Source organism: Microbacterium sp. bgisy207 (assembly GCF_965345035.1).
GTDB lineage: Bacteria > Actinomycetota > Actinomycetes > Actinomycetales > Microbacteriaceae > Microbacterium.
Window position 1 is genome coordinate 266,048 of sequence record NZ_CBDRMG010000001.1, and the last position, 17,291, is coordinate 283,338.

The 17,291-nt window shown below is 68.5% G+C and carries 16 protein-coding genes; 9 read left to right on the forward strand and 7 right to left on the reverse strand.

Annotation, left to right across the window (positions count from 1 at the left end):
• The first annotated feature begins 55 nt into the window (after nucleotides 1-55).
• The gene (locus ACSGC5_RS01235) at nucleotides 56-325 is read left to right on the forward strand and encodes a glutaredoxin family protein (RefSeq protein ID WP_434968863.1); all 270 of its coding nucleotides are present in this window, start codon (nucleotides 56-58) and stop codon (nucleotides 323-325) included.
• The gene (locus ACSGC5_RS01240; protein ID WP_434968808.1) at nucleotides 322-624 is read left to right on the forward strand and encodes a Dabb family protein; all 303 of its coding nucleotides are present in this window, start codon (nucleotides 322-324) and stop codon (nucleotides 622-624) included. The genes ACSGC5_RS01235 and ACSGC5_RS01240 overlap by 4 nt, the downstream gene beginning before the upstream one ends.
• Nucleotides 625-633: 9 nt before the next feature.
• Here ACSGC5_RS01240 and ACSGC5_RS01245 read toward each other — a convergent pair whose 3' ends face one another.
• The 5 genes from ACSGC5_RS01245 to aspS all read right to left on the reverse strand — a co-directional run bounded on the left by ACSGC5_RS01245 (nucleotide 634) and on the right by aspS (nucleotide 6,122).
• A complete protein-coding gene (locus ACSGC5_RS01245) occupies nucleotides 634-1,752 on the reverse strand; it encodes an ABC transporter ATP-binding protein (RefSeq protein WP_434968809.1) in 1,119 nt (372 codons plus the stop codon).
• Complete coding sequence (locus ACSGC5_RS01250; protein ID WP_434968810.1) at nucleotides 1,749-2,552, reverse strand: ABC transporter permease; 804 nt, start codon at nucleotides 2,550-2,552, stop codon at nucleotides 1,749-1,751. The genes ACSGC5_RS01245 and ACSGC5_RS01250 overlap by 4 nt, the downstream gene beginning before the upstream one ends.
• On the reverse strand, nucleotides 2,549-3,466 hold the full coding sequence (locus tag ACSGC5_RS01255; RefSeq protein ID WP_434968811.1) for an ABC transporter permease: 918 nt from the start codon (nucleotides 3,464-3,466) through the stop codon (nucleotides 2,549-2,551). Before ACSGC5_RS01255 ends, ACSGC5_RS01250 begins: the two co-directional genes overlap by 4 nt.
• Nucleotides 3,463-4,596, reverse strand: coding sequence for an ABC transporter substrate-binding protein (locus ACSGC5_RS01260; protein WP_434968812.1), 1,134 nt, complete (start codon nucleotides 4,594-4,596; stop codon nucleotides 3,463-3,465). The genes ACSGC5_RS01255 and ACSGC5_RS01260 overlap by 4 nt, the downstream gene beginning before the upstream one ends.
• A 182-nt stretch (nucleotides 4,597-4,778) precedes the next feature.
• Nucleotides 4,779-6,122 carry an aspartate--tRNA(Asn) ligase gene (gene aspS, locus ACSGC5_RS01265; RefSeq protein WP_434968813.1) on the reverse strand — a complete coding sequence of 448 codons (1,344 nt, stop codon included), beginning with the start codon at nucleotides 6,120-6,122 and terminating at the stop codon, nucleotides 4,779-4,781.
• Nucleotides 6,123-6,179: 57 nt separating this feature from the next.
• Between aspS and ACSGC5_RS01270 the strand changes: the two genes are divergently transcribed.
• From ACSGC5_RS01270 to ccsB, 7 genes are all read left to right on the forward strand, one after another.
• On the forward strand, nucleotides 6,180-6,680 hold the full coding sequence (locus tag ACSGC5_RS01270) for a DUF6264 family protein (RefSeq protein ID WP_434968814.1): 501 nt from the start codon (nucleotides 6,180-6,182) through the stop codon (nucleotides 6,678-6,680).
• Between the two features lie 126 nt (nucleotides 6,681-6,806).
• Nucleotides 6,807-7,415, forward strand: coding sequence for a DedA family protein (locus ACSGC5_RS01275; protein ID WP_434968864.1), 609 nt, complete (start codon nucleotides 6,807-6,809; stop codon nucleotides 7,413-7,415).
• A 52-nt stretch (nucleotides 7,416-7,467) separates the two neighbouring features.
• Nucleotides 7,468-8,097 carry a histidine phosphatase family protein gene (locus ACSGC5_RS01280; protein ID WP_434968815.1) on the forward strand — a complete coding sequence of 210 codons (630 nt, stop codon included), beginning with the start codon at nucleotides 7,468-7,470 and terminating at the stop codon, nucleotides 8,095-8,097.
• A gap of 1 nt (nucleotide 8,098) precedes the next feature.
• Nucleotides 8,099-8,719, forward strand: a complete 621-nt coding sequence (locus ACSGC5_RS01285; protein ID WP_434968816.1) for a TlpA family protein disulfide reductase — start codon at nucleotides 8,099-8,101, stop codon at nucleotides 8,717-8,719.
• Nucleotides 8,716-9,471, forward strand: coding sequence for a cytochrome c biogenesis CcdA family protein (locus tag ACSGC5_RS01290; protein ID WP_434968817.1), 756 nt, complete (start codon nucleotides 8,716-8,718; stop codon nucleotides 9,469-9,471). Before ACSGC5_RS01285 ends, ACSGC5_RS01290 begins: the two co-directional genes overlap by 4 nt.
• Nucleotides 9,452-11,203, forward strand: a complete 1,752-nt coding sequence (resB, locus tag ACSGC5_RS01295) for a cytochrome c biogenesis protein ResB (RefSeq protein ID WP_434968818.1) — start codon at nucleotides 9,452-9,454, stop codon at nucleotides 11,201-11,203. The genes ACSGC5_RS01290 and resB overlap by 20 nt, the downstream gene beginning before the upstream one ends.
• A 9-nt stretch (nucleotides 11,204-11,212) precedes the next feature.
• The gene (gene ccsB, locus ACSGC5_RS01300) at nucleotides 11,213-12,283 is read left to right on the forward strand and encodes a c-type cytochrome biogenesis protein CcsB (protein WP_434968819.1); all 1,071 of its coding nucleotides are present in this window, start codon (nucleotides 11,213-11,215) and stop codon (nucleotides 12,281-12,283) included.
• Between the two features lie 51 nt (nucleotides 12,284-12,334).
• On the opposite strand, the gene ACSGC5_RS01305 is transcribed toward ccsB, so the two are convergent.
• Together ACSGC5_RS01305 and ACSGC5_RS01310 are read right to left on the reverse strand one after the other, a co-directional pair.
• Nucleotides 12,335-14,293: a YhgE/Pip domain-containing protein gene (locus ACSGC5_RS01305; RefSeq protein WP_434968820.1), complete on the reverse strand. Its 1,959-nt coding sequence runs from the start codon at nucleotides 14,291-14,293 to the stop codon at nucleotides 12,335-12,337.
• The gene (locus tag ACSGC5_RS01310; protein ID WP_434968821.1) at nucleotides 14,290-17,187 is read right to left on the reverse strand and encodes an MMPL family transporter; all 2,898 of its coding nucleotides are present in this window, start codon (nucleotides 17,185-17,187) and stop codon (nucleotides 14,290-14,292) included. The genes ACSGC5_RS01305 and ACSGC5_RS01310 overlap by 4 nt, the downstream gene beginning before the upstream one ends.
• Between the last annotated feature and the right edge of the window lie 104 nt (nucleotides 17,188-17,291).

A 17,291-nucleotide genomic window follows, 5' to 3' on the forward strand; every position in this document is an offset into this window, starting at 1 on the left:
GCTTCGGGGTGCCTCGGGACCTCGCGATCTGGGGCAGATCTAGGATGGGTGCGTGATGACCCTCACTCTCATCGGCCGCGACGGGTGCCACCTGTGCGAGGTGGCCCGCGGCGTCATCGACCAGGTGCTCGCTGATCTCCCCGACAGTCGCGCCGATCAGATTGAGCTGGTCGACGTGTCCGTCGACGCCGATCCGGCGCTGAGGGAACAGTGGGGGGAGAAGGTTCCCGTGATCCTCGTTGACGGACGGCTGCATTCGTATTGGCGGGTCGACGCGACCCGGCTGAAGGAGGCACTCGAGCCGAGTCGGGAGCCGGTGTCATGACGATCCGACACATCGTCGTCTGGTCGGTCACGGGAGACGATGACCGTGCCCGCGCCGAGAACGCGCACGGGATCGCCGAGCGGCTCCGGTCCCTCGAGGGTGTCGTTCCGAGCATCCGTGCCCTCAGCGCCGGACCCAACGTGGCCTATGCCGAGGTGAATGCCGACGTCGCTCTCGTCGCCGATTTCGACGACGTCGCCGGGCTCGATGAGTACCAGCGCCATCCGGCGCACCTGGAGGTCGCGGGCTTCATCCGCAGCGTCGCATCCGCGCGGATGGCCGTCGATCTCGAGGTCTGAGCCGCGGGTTCAGCGTCCGGTGTCGCGCGACGTCGGCCGCACGACGACCGGGGCGGGGAGTAGCTGTATCGCGACGGGTTGGTCGTATTCGACGCGTTCGGCGGCGGGGTGCCGGACGCGGACGAGCGTGCCGTCGTCCGTTCTGACGAGGGTCCGCCGGAAACTGCCGAGGAACGTGCTCTCCTGCACCCGTGCCGGAGTACCGGACTCTGCCGCCGGGGCGATCCTGACGTTCTCGGGGCGCACGAACACCTCGACCTCGCCGGCGGGTTGCGCGGCGTCGTGGAGGGGGAGGCGCTGACCCCAGACCGTGACGGTGTCGCCTGCCACGACGCCGGGCACGACGCTCGAGACGCCCACGAAGCTCGCAACGGTCGCCGTCGCCGGACGCAGGTAGAGGTCCTCGGGTGAGCCGATTTGCTCGATGCGTCCCGCGTTCATGACCGCGATCCGGTCCGACACCGCGAGGGCTTCCTCCTGATCATGCGTCACGAACACCGTCGTGATCCCCAGCCGCAGCTGGATGCGGCGGATCTCGTCGCGCAGTTGCACGCGCACCTTCGCATCCAGCGCCGACAGGGGCTCGTCCAGCAGGAGCACGCGGGGCTCGGTGACGAGGGCGCGTGCGAGCGCGACCCGCTGCTGTTGACCGCCCGAGAGCTGATGCGGGTATCGATCGGCGAGGTGCCCGAGACCGACGAGGTCCAGCGCGTCGGCGGCACGTCGCGCGGCGGCGGCCTTACCCAGCCCCCTCCGGCGCAGCCCGAAGGCCGTGTTGTCGATGACGCGCAGGTGCGGGAACAGCGAGTACGACTGGAAGACCATGCCGATGTCGCGCTTGTTGGTCGGCGTGCTCGAGACATCCGAGCCGCCGACGTAGACCGCTCCGCCTGTTGCGCTCTCGAGACCTGCCAGAACGCGCAACGCGGTCGTCTTTCCGCACCCCGAGGGCCCCAGCAGCGAGACGAACTCGCCGGGCGCGATGTCGAGGTCGAGCCCGTGCAGCACCCGTGTGCTGCCGTAGTCCTTGACGATGCCGCGGAACTCCACACGGGTTCCTGCGCCCTGTTCGGCGAGAAGGAGATTGTCGGCGGTGCGGGGGAGTGGATGCGGGGAGGTGTCGGTCATGATGTCGGGGTCCTTTCGGGACGGCCGCGCCCGACGCGACCGATGACGAGCAGCAGCAGGAAGACGAACAGGAGCGCGAGGAGCGTGAAGATCGCCGCCGCAAAGCCGTCGATCCGACTGACGACGAGAATTCCGGTCTGGAACACCTGGCGGTTGAGCAGCGACGCGATCGTGAACTCGCCGAGTACGACGGCGACCGAGATGAGACACGCCGCCAGCAGGCCCTGGCGCAGGTTCGGGGCGAGTACGCGCAGCAGCACCGTCCACCAGTTCGCGCCGAGCGAGCGGGCCGCCTCTGACAGCGTCCGCATGTCGACCGCGTCCATGTTCGCCTGGATCGAGCGGTACGCGAACGGGAGCACCGTGATGCCATAGGCGAAAGCGAGCGTCCAGGCGCCCGTACCGAGGGTGCGCCCGATCTGCAAGTAGATCGGCGCCAGACCGACCACCAGTACGATCGCCGGGATGGAGATGGGAAGAAGCACGAGGAACTCGAAGACCGGCTTGAGCGTGGCGAAGCGCAAGTTGATGAGCACCATCGTGGGCGCAAGCAGGAACAGCACGATCGCCACGGTCACGACCGCGAGGACGAGCGAGTTGGCAAGGCCCGTCCAGATCGGCTGGTAGAGCCGAGGGTCCGCAGGGTTGAACAGGTCGACCCAGTGCGCGAGGGTCAATCCGCCGGTGGTGTTGTCGCGCAGCGTGAACAGCAGTGTCGCGACCACCGGCACCACGAAGAACGCGCCGACGGCGATCGCGATGATCCACCGGGTCAGGGCTGAGGGGCCGATGCGCGTCATGACTGCCACCTCGCTGCACGTCGCTGGACGAAGGAGTACGCCGACATCACGATCGCGATCACGATGATCATCCCGAGCGCGAGGGCACCGGCGAGGTTCTCGCGCCCCAGCACCGTCTCACTCGTGAGTGCGGTGCGGATCTGCAGGGGAACGATTTGCGAGCCCTGGCTGGCGAGGGCCGCTGCCGTGGCATACGACGAGAAGGCGTTCGCGAACAGCAGCAACAGGCTCGCGAAGAACGCCGGCGCCAGGACCGGGAAGCCGACGCGCAGCCAGAAGCTCGTGGAAGTCCCGCCCAGGACGAGGTTGGCCTCCGCCCACTGGGGTCGCAGGGCTGCGAGAGCGGGCATGAAGGTGATGACCATGAGTGGGATCTGGAAGAACACGTAGGGCAGGATCAGGCCGGGCAGCTCATAGATCCAGGGGCCTCCCGCGAAGATGTCGATCCCGAGCACGTCCTTCAGAAAGAGGGTGACCATGCCGTTGAGGCCGAGGGTCGCGATCCACATGAACGCCAGCATCACGCCGCCGAACTGCGCGAATACCCCGGATGCGGCATCCACCGTGACACGCACCGGGTTCTCGTCGCGGAGGGTGAGCATCGCGTAGCAGACGAGTGCGCCGATGACGGCGCCGAGAACCGCCGTCAGCGCGGACAGCCAGGTCGAGTTCCAGAACGTGCGAAGGATCACCGGGTCGGTCAGGGCGGCGACGTTCTCGAAAGTGAACTCGCCATCGGAATCGAAGAATCCGGACCCGAGGGCAAGAACGGTGGGCAGGGCGAGGAAGACGAAGAGGTAGACGACGAAGGGGGCGAGGCCGAGCCACGCCCAGGCGGCGGAGCGGAGGGCGGACCTCCGCTGCACCGGGACCGAGGACCCCGGTGCAGCGGAGACGAGTGTGTCGGAGGTCACTGAACCGCCGCAGCCCACTCCTGGCCGAGCAGCTCGCCGGCTGCCGTGCTCTGCGCCTCAGTCGGGACGACTGTCTCGGCGGGGGCTTCGGGCAGTGCGGCTGCCAGCTCGGCGTCGATCGTGCCGGCCTCGGTCATCGCCGCCATGCGCACGGGGCGCGCGCCACCGGCGAGCCAGAGGTTCTGCACCTCGTCGCTGTACAGGAACTCCTGCCACAGGCGCGCCGCCGCGGGGTGCGGTGCGTCGATGTTGATCGCCTGGTTGTAGTAGCCCGCGTAGCCCACGCCGGGGAAGACGACGGTCTTCCAGTTCGGGTTGTCGGCGGTGTGGGTCGCGTTCAGGTAGTCCCAGTCGAACACGACGGGGGTCTCGCCGCTGGCGATCGTGGCCGTCGTCACGTCGACCTTCAGCAGGTTGCCTGCCGCGTTCAGCTCCGAGAAGAAGTCGATGCCAGGCTGGAAGTCGTCGAGGGTGCCGTCGTTCTGGACGGTCGCCAGGCCGACGGCCGCGAAAGCCGCGCCGGCCTGGGTCGGGTCGCCGTTGATCGCGACGGCACTGGTGAAGTCGGAGCCGAGCAGGTCCTGGATCGTCTCGGGCTCGGGGTAGAGCGACGAGTCGTAGCCGATCGACATGTACCCTCCGTAGTCGGCGACGAACAGACCCGAAGGCTCCTTGAGCGCATCCGGGATCTCATCCCAGGTCTGCACCTGGTACGGCGCGAACCAGTCGGTGTTCTGCAGAGCGACCGTCAGCCCGAGGTCGAAGACGTCGGGAGCCGTGTCCAGCCCTTCGTTGGTCTCGGCCGCCTGGATCTCTTCCGCGCTCGAGATGTCGGGCGAGAGCTCATTGACGGCGATGCCGGGGTAGGTCTCGATGAACAGGTCGATGATCTCGCCGTAGTTCGCCCAGTCCCGGGGGAGGGCGATGACGTTGAGCTGGCCTTCGGCCTCGGCGGCGGCGACCAGGTCCTCCATGGTGCCGAAGTCGGCCAGGCTCGTCGCCGTCGCCGCGTCGACGCCGGACCCGGACTCCGTCGCGGTTCCGGAGCAGCCGGCGAGGACGAGGCCGGCGAGGGTGACAGCGGCGGCGGCCGTGGTGAGTCGGCGCGCGCTGGGCAGGGTGATGCGCATGGGATTCCTCTCGTGGTGGATGCCCCGAGTGCTCGCGAGAAGCGGGTCGCGGGAGGGGGTGAGAGGAAGCTACCGAGCGTGAGTGACGTACTCGCTTGCTTCGGGTGAACGACACGCGCGGAGCCGGTGACGAGCTGGTCGGCCGCTCGCGCGCCGTTCACCGCGATGTCGGCGGCGAAGACTCAGGGGGCCAGGCGTGTGGGGCCGCGGAACAGGAACGTCACCTCGCGGATAGAGGATTCGCCCAGCAGCAGCATCAGCAGGCGCGCGAGGCCCATCCCGAAGCCGCCGTGGGGCGGCACGCCGTAGCGGAAGAAGTCGAGGTAGTGCTCAAGGCCCGCGACATCCAGCCCCTTCTCGACAGCCTGCTGCTCGAGCACCTCGACGCGGTGCTCGCGCTGGGCGCCCGTCGTGATCTCGGTGCCGCGGTACAGCAGGTCATAGCTCTTGGTCATTCCGGTCTCGGGATCGCGCATGTGGTAGAACGGGCGGATCTCGGGGTGGTAGTCGGTGACGAACACGAAATCGTGGCCGTAGGTCTCCTTGACGTATGCCGACAGCTGGCGCTCACCCTCGGGGTCGAGGTCGCCGTCGGCGCGGGGGATCTCATAGCCGCGCTCGGCCACGATGCGGCGCGCCTCGGCCAGCGGGATCCGCGGGAAGGGGAGGGTCGGCACTGTCACCTCGAGGCCGAACAGCTCCTCGATCTCGGCACCGTGCTTGTCCTTCACTGCCTGGATCGCGACCTGCAGCAGCTCCTCCTGCATCCGTGCGACGTCCTCGTGGGAGTCGACCCAGCTGATCTCGGCGTCGATCGAGGTGAACTCGGTGGCGTGACGGCTCGTGAAGCTCGGGTCGGCGCGGAAGGCGTCGGCGATCTCGAACACCTTGCCAAAGCCCGCTGCCTGCGCCATCTGCTTGAAGTGCTGCGGGCTCTGGGCGAGGTAGGCGGTCTGGTCGCCGAAGTACTCCAGCGAGAACAGTTCGGCGCGCGACTCGGCGGGGCTGGACATGAGCTTGGGGGAGTGGATCTCGATGTAGTCGCGCTCGACCCAGTACGTGCGCATCGCGTGTTCGAGCGTCGTCTGCACGCGGAAGATGAGGTTGTTGCGGGCCTGACGCAGATCGAGGAAGCGCCAGTCCATGCGCTTGTCGAGACCGCTGTCGGCGGCGATCGGGGTCTCGGGGTCGGATGCCGCGGCGATGTCGAGCTCGGCGATCTTGATCTCGACGCCGCCGAGCTTGACGCGCTCGTCGTGCTTGAGCTCCCCGGTGACGGTCAGGAACGTGCCCGTCGACAGGGCCGAGATCGTCTCGGTCAGCGTGAGAGCGCTGCGCGCCGCGTCGTCGGCATCCTCCGGCAGCTCGCGGGTCGCGGGATTCACCAACTGCACGGCACCGGTCTCATCGCGCAGGATGACGAACTGCACCTTCTTCTGGTCGCGCACCGTCTCGACCCATCCGGAGACGGAGACGGTGCCCGCGGGCAGTTGCTTCAGCTGGTTCACCAGGACGCGTTCACTCACGAGCGCCCAGTCTACGGGCCGGTGCGGCCGCAACCCCCGGAGCCCTAGGATGGGCCCGTGAGCGACCCCAAAGATCCCGTGTTCCGCATGGATCCGAGCACGTTCCGCGTGCAGGAGCCGGCACGGAGCGAGCACACCGAGGTGCCCACCGAGACGGATGCCGGTTCCGCGGCCCCCGGCAACGGCGACGCGGATGCTGCTCTCCCGGTCGCTCCCCGGACACGCAGGCCCCGCCGCCCGATCCGGTGGGCGGACATGATCGTCTCGATCGTGCTGCTCGTCCTGCTCGCGGGGGCCGCGGTGACGGCATCCGTGTTCGGGGCCTTCCTCTCTTTCGCCTCCGACTCCTGCGGCGTCACGGGGTGCAACTTCAGCGTCATGAGCATCGGTGTCTGGTTCGCGGTGCTTTCGCCGTGGGTCGTCTTCCTGATCGCGCTTGCCGGCACGATCGTCATGATCGTGCTGCGCCGGATCTCGTTCTGGATCCCGATCACCGCGTTCGTCCTGATCGTCGCGCTGTGGCTCATCGGCGCCGTGCTCGTGTGGGCGGGAACCTGACCTGACCCGCCCTACACAGCGCGCACCCAGCCCGCCGTAACCTGGCGCCCGTACCGTAGCCGGGTGCACACCGAGACAGCAGACGGCTCGTGGATGACGCATCTGATCGACTGGTCGGTCTCGCTCATGGAGATCATCGGACCGGCGGGTGCCGGAGTCGCGATCGCGCTTGAGAACGTCTTTCCGCCGCTGCCGAGCGAGGTCATCTTGCCCATGGCCGGCCTGTCAGCCAGCCGCGGGTCGTTCTCGCTTGCCGAGGCCCTGATCTGGACGACGCTGGGCTCGCTCGTGGGGGCTTTCCTTCTGTACGGCATCGGAGCGTGGCTCGGTGTGGACCGACTGCGCGCGATCGCGGCGAAGGTTCCGCTGCTGCATCCGGAAGATATCGACCGCACCGTCGCGTGGTTCCAGCGCCACGGCGGCAAGGCCGTCTTCTTTGGTCGGATGGTGCCGATCTTCCGCAGCCTGATTTCGATCCCGGCGGGGGTGACCCGGATGCCGCTGTGGAAGTTCGGTCTACTGACCGTGGCAGGCAGCGCCCTGTGGAACACGGTCTTCGTTCTCGCAGGCTTCTCCCTTGGCGAGGCGTGGCCCGTCGTTGAGCGGTACGCGGACATTCTGCAATACGTCGTGATCGCCGCTGTCGTGATCGGTGTCGCCTGGTTCGTCTATGTCCGCATCCGAGGCCTGCTCGCTTCCCGCAATGGCAGCGATCCGGCAGCGTCGCCCGACTGATCAGCGGGCGCTCTCAGCCCGTGCAAAGCGAACCCCCACGTAGACTGGGGGTGTGCCCGCTGACCGTGTCCATCTCGTGCGTCACGGGGAGGTCTTCAACCCGAATCGGGTTCTGTACGGACGGCTCCCCGGCTACGGGCTGAGCGAAGACGGGCAACGGATGGCGCAGCAGGCCGCCGACTGGATCGGTGGACTGGAGCGTCCCCTCGCCGCGCTGCTGGTCTCTCCGCTCCAGCGCGCGCAGGAATCGGCGCAGCCCTTCGTCGACAAGTTCGGGCTGCGGGCGACCACCGACGAGCGCGTGATCGAGCCGACGAACGTCTTCGAGGGAAAGCGAATGAAGCGTGCCCTCGCGAACCCGCTGAACTGGCGCTACCTCGCCCGTCCCGCCGTGCCGAGTTGGGGTGAGCCGTATGCCCAGGTCGTCGCCCGCGTGGACGCCGCGATGACGGATGCCTGGGGCGAGGCCGACGACGGCGATGTCGTGATCGTCTCCCATCAGCTCCCCATCTGGGTCACCCACCTCGCCGTGGCGGGCCTTCCCACCCAGCATGATCCCCGCCATCGCCGCTGCGCGCTCTCGAGCGTGACGAGCTTCGAGCGCTCCGGAGACGGGTGGGTCGAGGTCGACTACGTGGAGCCGGCTTCGACCTCCCACGCCATCGACGTAGGAGCGGTCTGACATGGTGATCCGTCGCGGCCGGGGGCCGGCATCCGTCGCGCTGGCGCTGTCCGGTCTGCTCGTTCTCGGGGGCGCACTGGCGGCGTGCACGGCCGATCCGCTTGCCGAGCAGTACCGCGCGGGCGACAACAAGGGGTTCATCGCCGCAGACGGGCTCGAGACCGTGGAGATTCCTTCCGAGCAGCGGTCGGCACCGCTGGAGTTCACGGGCGTCAGCGATACCGGCGAAACGATCACGAGCGAGGACTTCCGCGGCCAGGTGCTCGTCGTGAACTTCTGGTATGCCGCGTGCGGCCCGTGCATCGTCGAAGCGCCGGAGCTCGAAGCCGCCTACCGTGAAGTCGGCGGCCCCGACGTGGCGTTCCTGGGCATCAACACGGCCGATCAAGCCGCGACGGCCCGCTCGTTCGCGAAAGACAACGGCATCAGCTACCCGAGCCTGATCTCGGTCGGAGACCGGGAGCTCAAGCTGGCGTTCGCCGAGGCGACCCCCCTGAACGCGACTCCGGTGACCCTCGTCGTCGACCCCGACGGGCGCGTCGCCGCGCGCGTCATCGGGGCAGTCTCCGACGCATCGATCCTCACGACGCTCGTGAAGGACACGCTCGCGGAGAACGGATGAGCGTCGGCGAACTCATCGGCGGCGGCGCTCTCTGGGTCGCGCTCCCGATCGCGCTGGCTGCGGGCCTGCTGTCCTTTCTGTCGCCGTGCGTCCTCCCGCTCGTGCCCGGCTACCTCGGTTTCATCGGCGGATCGGTGACGACGGCTCGTGATGCCCAGGGGGTTCCGGTGCCCACCCGCGGCCGGCTGCTGTGGGGCGTCGCGCTGTTCATTGCGGGGTTCACGATCGTGTTCATGGCGATCACGATCCTCGGTGGCGCGCTCGGACAGTTCTTCATCCGCTACGGCGACGTCATCACGCGCATCCTCGGGGGCGTGATCGTCTTCCTCGGGCTCGTGTTCATCGGGCTGTTCGGCTTCGCGCAGCGCAGCGTCCGCCCCCAGGTGCGCGGCAACCTCGGCCTCGTCGGAGCCCCGTTGCTGGGCCTGGCGCTCGGTCTCGGGTGGGTGCCCTGCATCGGTCCGACACTCGCGGCGATCACCTCGCTGTCGTGGAATCTCGGCGACCCCGGGCGGGCGGCGGTCCTCGGTCTTGCCTACTCCCTCGGACTCGGCATCCCCTTCATCCTTCTCGCGCTGGGACTCGGCTGGGCGACCACCGCGGTCGCCTTCCTCCGGCGCCACATCCGCGCCATCAACATCGCGGGAGGCATCCTGCTCGTGCTGCTGGGCGTCCTCATGCTCACCGGTGTCTGGACGACGCTGATGATCTCGCTGCAGGGGGTGTTGGCCAATGTCCCCCTCCCGCTCTGAGGACGCGGTCGTCGATCCGCTCCGACCCGCTGATCACGCCGATGCCGGTCGCGACGCCGCCGACGACGCCGTAGGTGCGTCATCCGGAGACCGTTCCCCGGACGGCGGGGTGACCTCCCCCGCGCTGGGCCCGGTCGGGTGGGCGCGGTGGGGATGGCGGCAGCTCACGAGCATGCGCACCGCGCTGCTGCTGCTTCTTCTGCTGGCGATCGCGGCGATCCCCGGCTCTCTGGTTCCGCAGCGCAGCGCGGACCCCAACGGCGTGACGCAGTACTACGCCGACAACCCCGACCTGGCCCCCGTTCTCGACGGGCTCCAGCTGTTCGACGTGTACACGTCGGTGTGGTTCTCGGCGATCTACATCCTGCTGTTCATCTCTCTCATCGGATGCGTCATTCCGCGCACGCAGCACCACTGGAAGGCGTTGCGGGCGCGGCCCCCGCGCACCCCGGCGCGGCTCGAACGACTCGCCGCCTACCGCGAAAGCCTCGTCGAGGCAACGGATGTCGAACCCGCCGCGTACGCCGAAGAGGCCGTCGCGATCGCTGAACAGCAGTTGCGGCGGGGCGGATACCGCACGGAGCGCTACGACACAGGGCGTCCGGCCGGGTCGAGCTTCAGTGTCTCGGCCGAGCGCGGTTACCTGAAGGAGACGGGAAACCTGGTCTTCCACGGCGCGCTCGTCGGCGTGCTCATCGCCGTGGGAGTGGGCGGCGGATTCACCTACACGGGTCAGACGGTCATCGTTCAGGGCGACACCTTCACCAATGCGCTGGTGGATTATTCGTCGTTCAACCCGGGCCGTTTCGTCGACGAGAACGCGCTCGTTCCCTACGCGCTCACGCTCGACGAGTTCGGTGTGACGTACGTCGCGCCCGATCAGAGCGGAGCGGGGCAGGCCGGGGACTTCGTGGCCCGGCTCACCACCCAGCTCGCCGGGCAGGAGCCCACCCAGGGCGATGTCCGCGTCAATCAGCCACTCGATGTCGCGGGCGACCGCATCTTTCTCATGGGTAACGGATACGCGCCGACGATCACCGTGCGCAATGCCGACGACGAGGTGGTGTACTCCGCATCCGTGCCCTTCCTGCCGCAGGACCGGAACCTCACGTCGCTCGGTGTCGTCAAGGTGCCCGACGGGTTGCCCGAACAGATCGGCCTCGTCGGCTTCTTCTATCCAACGGTCGCCGAGCTCGAAAGCGGCGCTCTCACGTCCGGTTGGCCCGCGCTGGTCTATCCCGAGCTCACGTTCAACGTCTTCGAGGGTGATCTCGGCATCGACGGTGGCATCCCTCGCTCGGTGTACACGCTCGACACGACCGACATGACGCAGTTGACCGGAGGAGACACCGGGGTCGACTCGATTCGCTTGCGGCCCGGTCAGACCGCCGAGATTCCGGGGGGACGCGGCACGATCACCTTCGAAGACGATTCGGCCGTCACCCCGGTCGGTGAACCGGTCAAACGATTCGTGTCGCTGTCGATCCACCGGGATGCTGCCGCGACGTGGGTGCTCGTGTTCGCCTCGCTCGCCGTCGCAGGGCTGCTTGCCGCCCTGTTCGTCCCGCGCCGCCGGGTCTGGGTGAAGGCGACAGTCCAGGGACCCACTGTGCGGATCGAGTACGCCGGCCTGGCGCGCGGTGAGGACCCGACCCTGGCCGCGACGGTCGATCGGGTCGCGCGAGACCACGGCGCCGCCCTCGCGGGACGCCGCTCCGGCGAGCCCACGTAAACTGGGTCCATGCCCGTCGATTCCGCGTTGTCCCTCGAGTCGGTCTCGTTCCTCCTCGTGTGGACCGCGATCGCGATCTATGCGCTCGCGTTCATCGCCTACGTCGTCGACCTTTCACGCCGGTCGGTCGCCGCGGTGGACGCCCGACCGGCTCAGCGCGAACTCGTCGCCGTCGGTGCCGGTGAGGCTGGGGCCTCTGCGGGAGCCGCGGATGCCGCATCCGCCGTCGACAACCTTCGCGCGCAAGAGCGAGCCGCTGAAGACAACCTGAACGCCGCGCCCGGACGTCGCGCGCGCCTGCTGTGGGCCCGCATCGGCACGAGTCTGACCTGGCTCGCGTTCCTCTTTCACCTCGGCGGCGTCATCACCCGAGGCATCGTCGCCGGCCACGTCCCCTGGTCGAACATGTACGAGTTCGCGCTGACAGGGACGATGCTCATCGTCGCCGTGTACCTCGTCGTGCTCTTCCGATACGACCTGCGCTTCCTCGGCTCGCTCATCACGGGCATGGTCGTGCTCATGCTCGGTGGCGCGTCGTTGCCGTTCACGTTCTACGTCGAGGTCGTCCCGCTTGCGGATCCGCTCAAGAGCGTTTGGCTCGTCATCCATGTGTTCGTCGCGTCGCTCGCGACCGCGCTGTTCGCCATCGCGTTCGGACTCTCGGTGCTTCAGCTGATGCAGGCTCGCCGGGAGCAGCGCGCGATCGCCGCGGTCGGCACGGGCGCGACGGTGCGGTCCGGCCCCGGGTTCTTGCGCACCCTCCCCGGTTCCGAGGCGCTCGAGTCGCTCGCGTACCGCTTCGCGATCATGGGCTTCGTGTTCTGGACCTTCACGCTGATCGCCGGATCGATCTGGGCGAACGACGCGTGGGGCCGCTACTGGGGCTTCGATACGAAGGAAGTCTGGACCTTCGTCATCTGGGTGCTCTACGCCGGCTACATCCACGCTCGCGCGACACGCGGCTGGCGCGGGGCGCGTTCGGCGTGGCTGTCGATCGTCGGATTCACTGCCGTCATCTTCAACTTCACGATCGTGAACATGTTCTTCAAGGGTCTGCACGCCTACAGCGGCCTCAGCTGAGGTCTGCTCGCCCGACGTGAACTGCGTCCGCACTGAGGCGTGGCGTTGCGGTTAGCTCGCGGCCGACGAGGCGAGGATGGCGCGGGCTGTCGTCGTGCGGCGTGCGGCGACCGCGAGGATGGTCGCAACGAAGGCCAGGCCGCCCCAGATCAGGAGACCCGCGACCCCGGCGCCGACGCCACCCGAGCCGGTGAGGGCGCCGAGCATCGCGTTGTAGGCCGGTGAGATGGGCAGGACCGTGTCGATCGCCGTCAGCACCCCGGGAACCGTGGACACGATTCCCGTCGCGACCGCGAGCACGCCGATGAGCGCCGCGATCCAGCGTCCTGCGCCGCCGAAGACGGCCACGAGCGCCTGGTTCACAGCCGCGAAGGCGACACCGGCCAGGATGCTGACACCGGCGAAGATCGACCAGTCACCCCAGTCATATCCCGCGGAGATCTGCACAATCCCTGCCACGAGCAGACCCTGAACGGCCCCGATCGCCGCCGCGGGCACAAACGAGCGCAGGGCGAGAAGGGGCGAGGCCGCCCGGGAAGCGAGGGTGCGGGCCGGGAAAGCCCGGAGTGCGACGAACGAGCCGAGCGCGCCGAACCACAGCGCGAGAGCCGTCAACAGCGGAATCGCGGATGCTCCAAAGAGGTCGGAGCCGACGCCCTCCGCTGCCACGGGGTCGGCGACGACCTCCGCGAGGCTCGCGGCTTCGGCATCCGTGTACGAGGGGAGTTCCTCGACGGCTGTGTGGAGCCCGTCCGCGAGGGAGGTTGCGCCCCCCGCGAGCTGTGTCAATCCGTCGGTGAGGCTCGTGGCGCCGGTCGCGGCCTGCGCGGCGCCGCTCTGCAGGCTCTGCGCGCCGGATTGCGACTGCGTGGTGCCGTCGGCCAGTTGCACCAGTCCGTCGGCGAGGCTCTGCGTCTGGGTGGCGACCTGTCGCAGGCCGGCGCTGGTCTGCGAGATGAGGGTCGAGATGCCCGGAACGACATTCTCGCCGTACCCGGCTGCCGTCCCCGCTGCAGTCGCCGCCGCTCCAGCATTCTGTGCGACCGTGGCGGCGTTCGCTGCGGCCGCGGCGACCTCCTGGCAATACCCGACCGAGCCGTCGCACGTTGCGGCGAGTGCCCCCAGTTTCTGCGCGAGCGCGAGCGCGCCGGGCTTGCCGTCCTCACCCTGCAGGACGGTCACCGTCTCTGCTGCGGCCGACTGCATGTAGCCGTACATCTCGTTCGCGGCCCCGGGAAGCGGCGCCGCATCCAGCCCGTCCGCGATCTGGTTCTGGGCAGCTGCCAGCTGCGCCGCACCGCCCGCAGCCTGAGAGGTCGAGGTGGCGAGGGTTCCGAGACCCGAGCCGAGCGCGCCGGCCCCGGAAGCGAGCTGGTCGATGCCGCCCGCGAGCTCCGCGGACCCGTCCGCCGACTGCCGGATGCCGTCGGCGAGCTGATCGGCGCCGCCCGCTGCCTCGCCGAGCTGATCGCCGAGGGTCGTGAACCCGAGGAACACGTTCTCGAGGTACTGGGTCGAGATCTGCTCCCCGGTCAACGTCGCCGCGGTCGAGGTGATCTGAGCGGTGATGGCGTCATCGACGATGAGGCTGTCGGGGGGAGTCGTGACCTCGATCGTCGCCTGCTCGGGGGTTTCGCCCGGCCGCGTGGAGGTGGCTGCGGCGGAGAAGTTCTCGGGAATCGTGACGACCGCCGCGTAGGTGCCGTCGGCAAGCCCCGCGGCGGCGTCGTCGGCGTTCGAGATGGTCCAGGTCAGGTTGCTGTCGGCATCCCCCGAGCCTTCGACGAGCCCGGCCGAGAGCTGGCGCCCCAGCGGAACATACTGGCCGTCGATCGTGACAGGTTCGTCCTCGTTCACGATCGCGGCGTTCATCGTGTCCAGTCGCGTGGTCGGGTCGTACAGGGCGACCACGAGGATGCCGCCGATGACGGCGGGTAGCAGGATGACGCCGAGGATCGTGAGCCACGTGATGGGCTTGCGGCTCCGGGCGCGTTCGACGGACATACTCATGCGTGCTCCTCCGCGGGTGCGGGAACTGTCGTTTCGTGCCGCGAGCTCAGCGCGAGCGAGCTCACAGTGACGCGGCGGGCTTCGGTCATCAGCGCGCGGGCGGCGTCCTCGCGCTGCGTCGAGGCAAGGATCGTCAGGGCCGAGGACCCATTGCCCGGGCGCTCGCGGCGCGTGAGCGCGGCGTCACGCAGGAGCGCTGCCGCCTGGTCGCGCATCGCCTCGCTCTCCAGCCTGTCAAGACCGTCGATCACGATGATCTGGGCGGATCCGCGCAGGGGATGGGCAAGTTCCGCGATCGGATCGTCGGCATCCGCGAGGAGGGCGACCCCCACGTGCGAACGCACCCAGGCCGCGCGCTCGGGCAGCAGGTGCCCCGACACGCGGAGGCGGCCCCCGGTCGGGGCCAGGCGCCCGGCGATGGCCAGCAGGAAGGCGCGTGTTGCTCGCGGATCGCCGTCGACGAGCACGGTGTCGCCGAATTCCACGCGGGTGCTCACGCCCGAGAACACATCAACATCGCTTCCGTGCCGTCGCCCGAAAGCGTGCAGTGCGAGGTCTTCCGCAACAACGGCGGCCGTCGTGTTCGGCTCGGGCCAGTTCCGCAGCGAGAGCTCGCGCTCCACGGCTTCGCCCTCGATGTCGAAGTGCGGAAGCACGCGATGCATCCACCGCGGCATCCACCACGCGTGCTGCCCCAGCAGCGCCATGACGGCGGGGACGAGCGTCATGCGCACGAGGAACGCATCGATCGCGATGCCCGCCGCAAGGCCGAGCGCGATGGGTTTGATGTTGATGTCGCCCTCGGGGACGAATGCGGCGAACACCGCGAACATGATGACGGCGGCGGCGGTGACCACGCGGGCTGACGCGGTGAAACCCGACCGGACGGCGCTGATCGCGCTCGCGCGGTCGGCGCGTCCGCCGCGGGCCCGTCGCAGGTGCACATAGTCCTCCCGCATCCGGGACACGAGGAAGACCTCGTAGTCCATGGCCAGTCCGAACAGCACGCCCATGAGGATGATCGGCATGAAGCTGATGACCGGTCCGGTCTTGGACACGTGCAGGGCATCGGCGAACACGCCCCACTCGAACACGAGCGCGACGATGCCGAACGCGGCGGCGACCGAAAGCAGATAGCCGGCCGCCGCCTTCAGGGGCACCCAGATCGATCGGAACACGATCGTCAGCAGCACCAGCGACAGCCCGACGACGAAGATGCCGAACGGGAGGAGGGCGCCGCCGAGGCGGTCCGAGATGTCGATGGCGATCGCGGTGAAGCCCGTCACCTTCAGGTCGACGCCATACTCGTCGAGGAGTCGGTCGTGCTGGGCGCGCAACTCGCGCACGAGCTCCGCGGTGGCGGGGTCATCGGGTGCCGTCTCGGGAACGATCTGCACGATGCCCGTGTCGGCGGTGCGGTTCGGAGTCGCCAGGGCCACCTCCTTGACCCCGGGGATCGTCGCGATGTCGTCGCCGAGATCCTGCATGAGCGTCAGTGGATCGGTGGAGGTGACGATCGTGCCGGTCATGATCAGGGGGCCGTTCGCGCCGGCGCCGAAGTGTTCGGCGACGAGGTCGTAGCTCTGGCGCGCCTCGTTGTCTTCGGGCAGCATCCCCGCGTTGGGAAGAGCGAGCGCGAGGCTCCCCGCCGGGATCGCGAGCGCCGCCAGCAGCGTCACGACAGAGACCGTGGTGACGATCGGATGCCGCGTGACCAGGGTCACCCATCGGTTCGTCCTTTTCCCGGCCCCGGCCGGACTGGCGGATGCGGGGGCCGCCGTCTCAGCGCCCGCCGCCGCCTCATCGAGAGGAGCAGCGGCAGTGCGCGCCGACGCCTGGCGCCGCCGCTGCGTCCGAGTGCGGCGTCGGGGCCAGCCCACCACGCGACCCTTGACGAATCCCAGGAAGGCGGGGGTGAGGGTCACGGCGATCGCGACGGCGATCGCGACGGCCACCGAGGCCGCGATCCCCATGGTCGTCAGGAACGGGATGTTCGCGAACGAGAGGCCGATGAGGGCGATCAGCACCGTGGCGCCGGCGAAGACGACAGCCGACCCCGCCGTTCCGGTGGCGCGCGCGGCCGCTTCTTCGGGGTCGACGCCCTCGCGCACGGCATCCTGCTGGCGGGAGATGATGAACAACGCATAGTCGATGCCGACGGCCAGCCCCAGCATGAGGGCGAGCATCGGCGTCGTCGACGAGATCGTCGCGAAAGCCGTCGAGATGAAGATGAGCGCCATCGACAGGCCGACGCCCAGGATCGCGGTGATCAGCGGGAGTCCTGCCACGACGAACGAGCGGAACGTGACGATCAGCACGACCAGGGCGAGTGCGACACCGAACAGCTCGACGATCGAGAGGGTGGGCAGGGACTGCGAGAACAGGTCTCCGCCGAGCGCCACCGTCGTCCCCGCGGGAAGCTCGGCCTGCAGGGCATCCGTGATCTCGAAGAGCTGGTCCTTGGTCTCTTCGGACACCGAGGATGCCTGACCTTCGAATTGGAAGCGCACCAGAGCCGCCGACCCGTCATCGGAGATCAGGCCCGAGATCGACTCGTCATACGGATCACTGACCGCCAGGACTCCGTCGATGCCCTCGATCTGATCGATGGTGGCCTCGATCTCGTCGGGGAACGGCGCATCCTCGACCGTCGTGCCGTCGGGGGCGACGACGATGAACTGCGCGCTGGTCCCCGAGACCTCGGGAAAGGTCCGTTGGAGCTCCTTGAGTCCTTCCTCGGACTCGGTGCCCGGGATGGAGAACGTGTTATCGGTGCCCTGCTGAAAGAGCAGTGCGCCGCCGCCCGCGAGGATCAGCACGAGAAGCCAGGAGGTCAGCACCCGCCACGGATGCCGATACGCCCATCTTCCGAGGGCATACAGAGCGGTGGACACGGGTCTTCCTCCGGGAGTCGTCGAGTGAGGGTTCGATACACCGGTGTATCCGATACGCATGTGTATCGTAGACGATTGCAGAGACGCCCAGGCTGAAGGCTCGG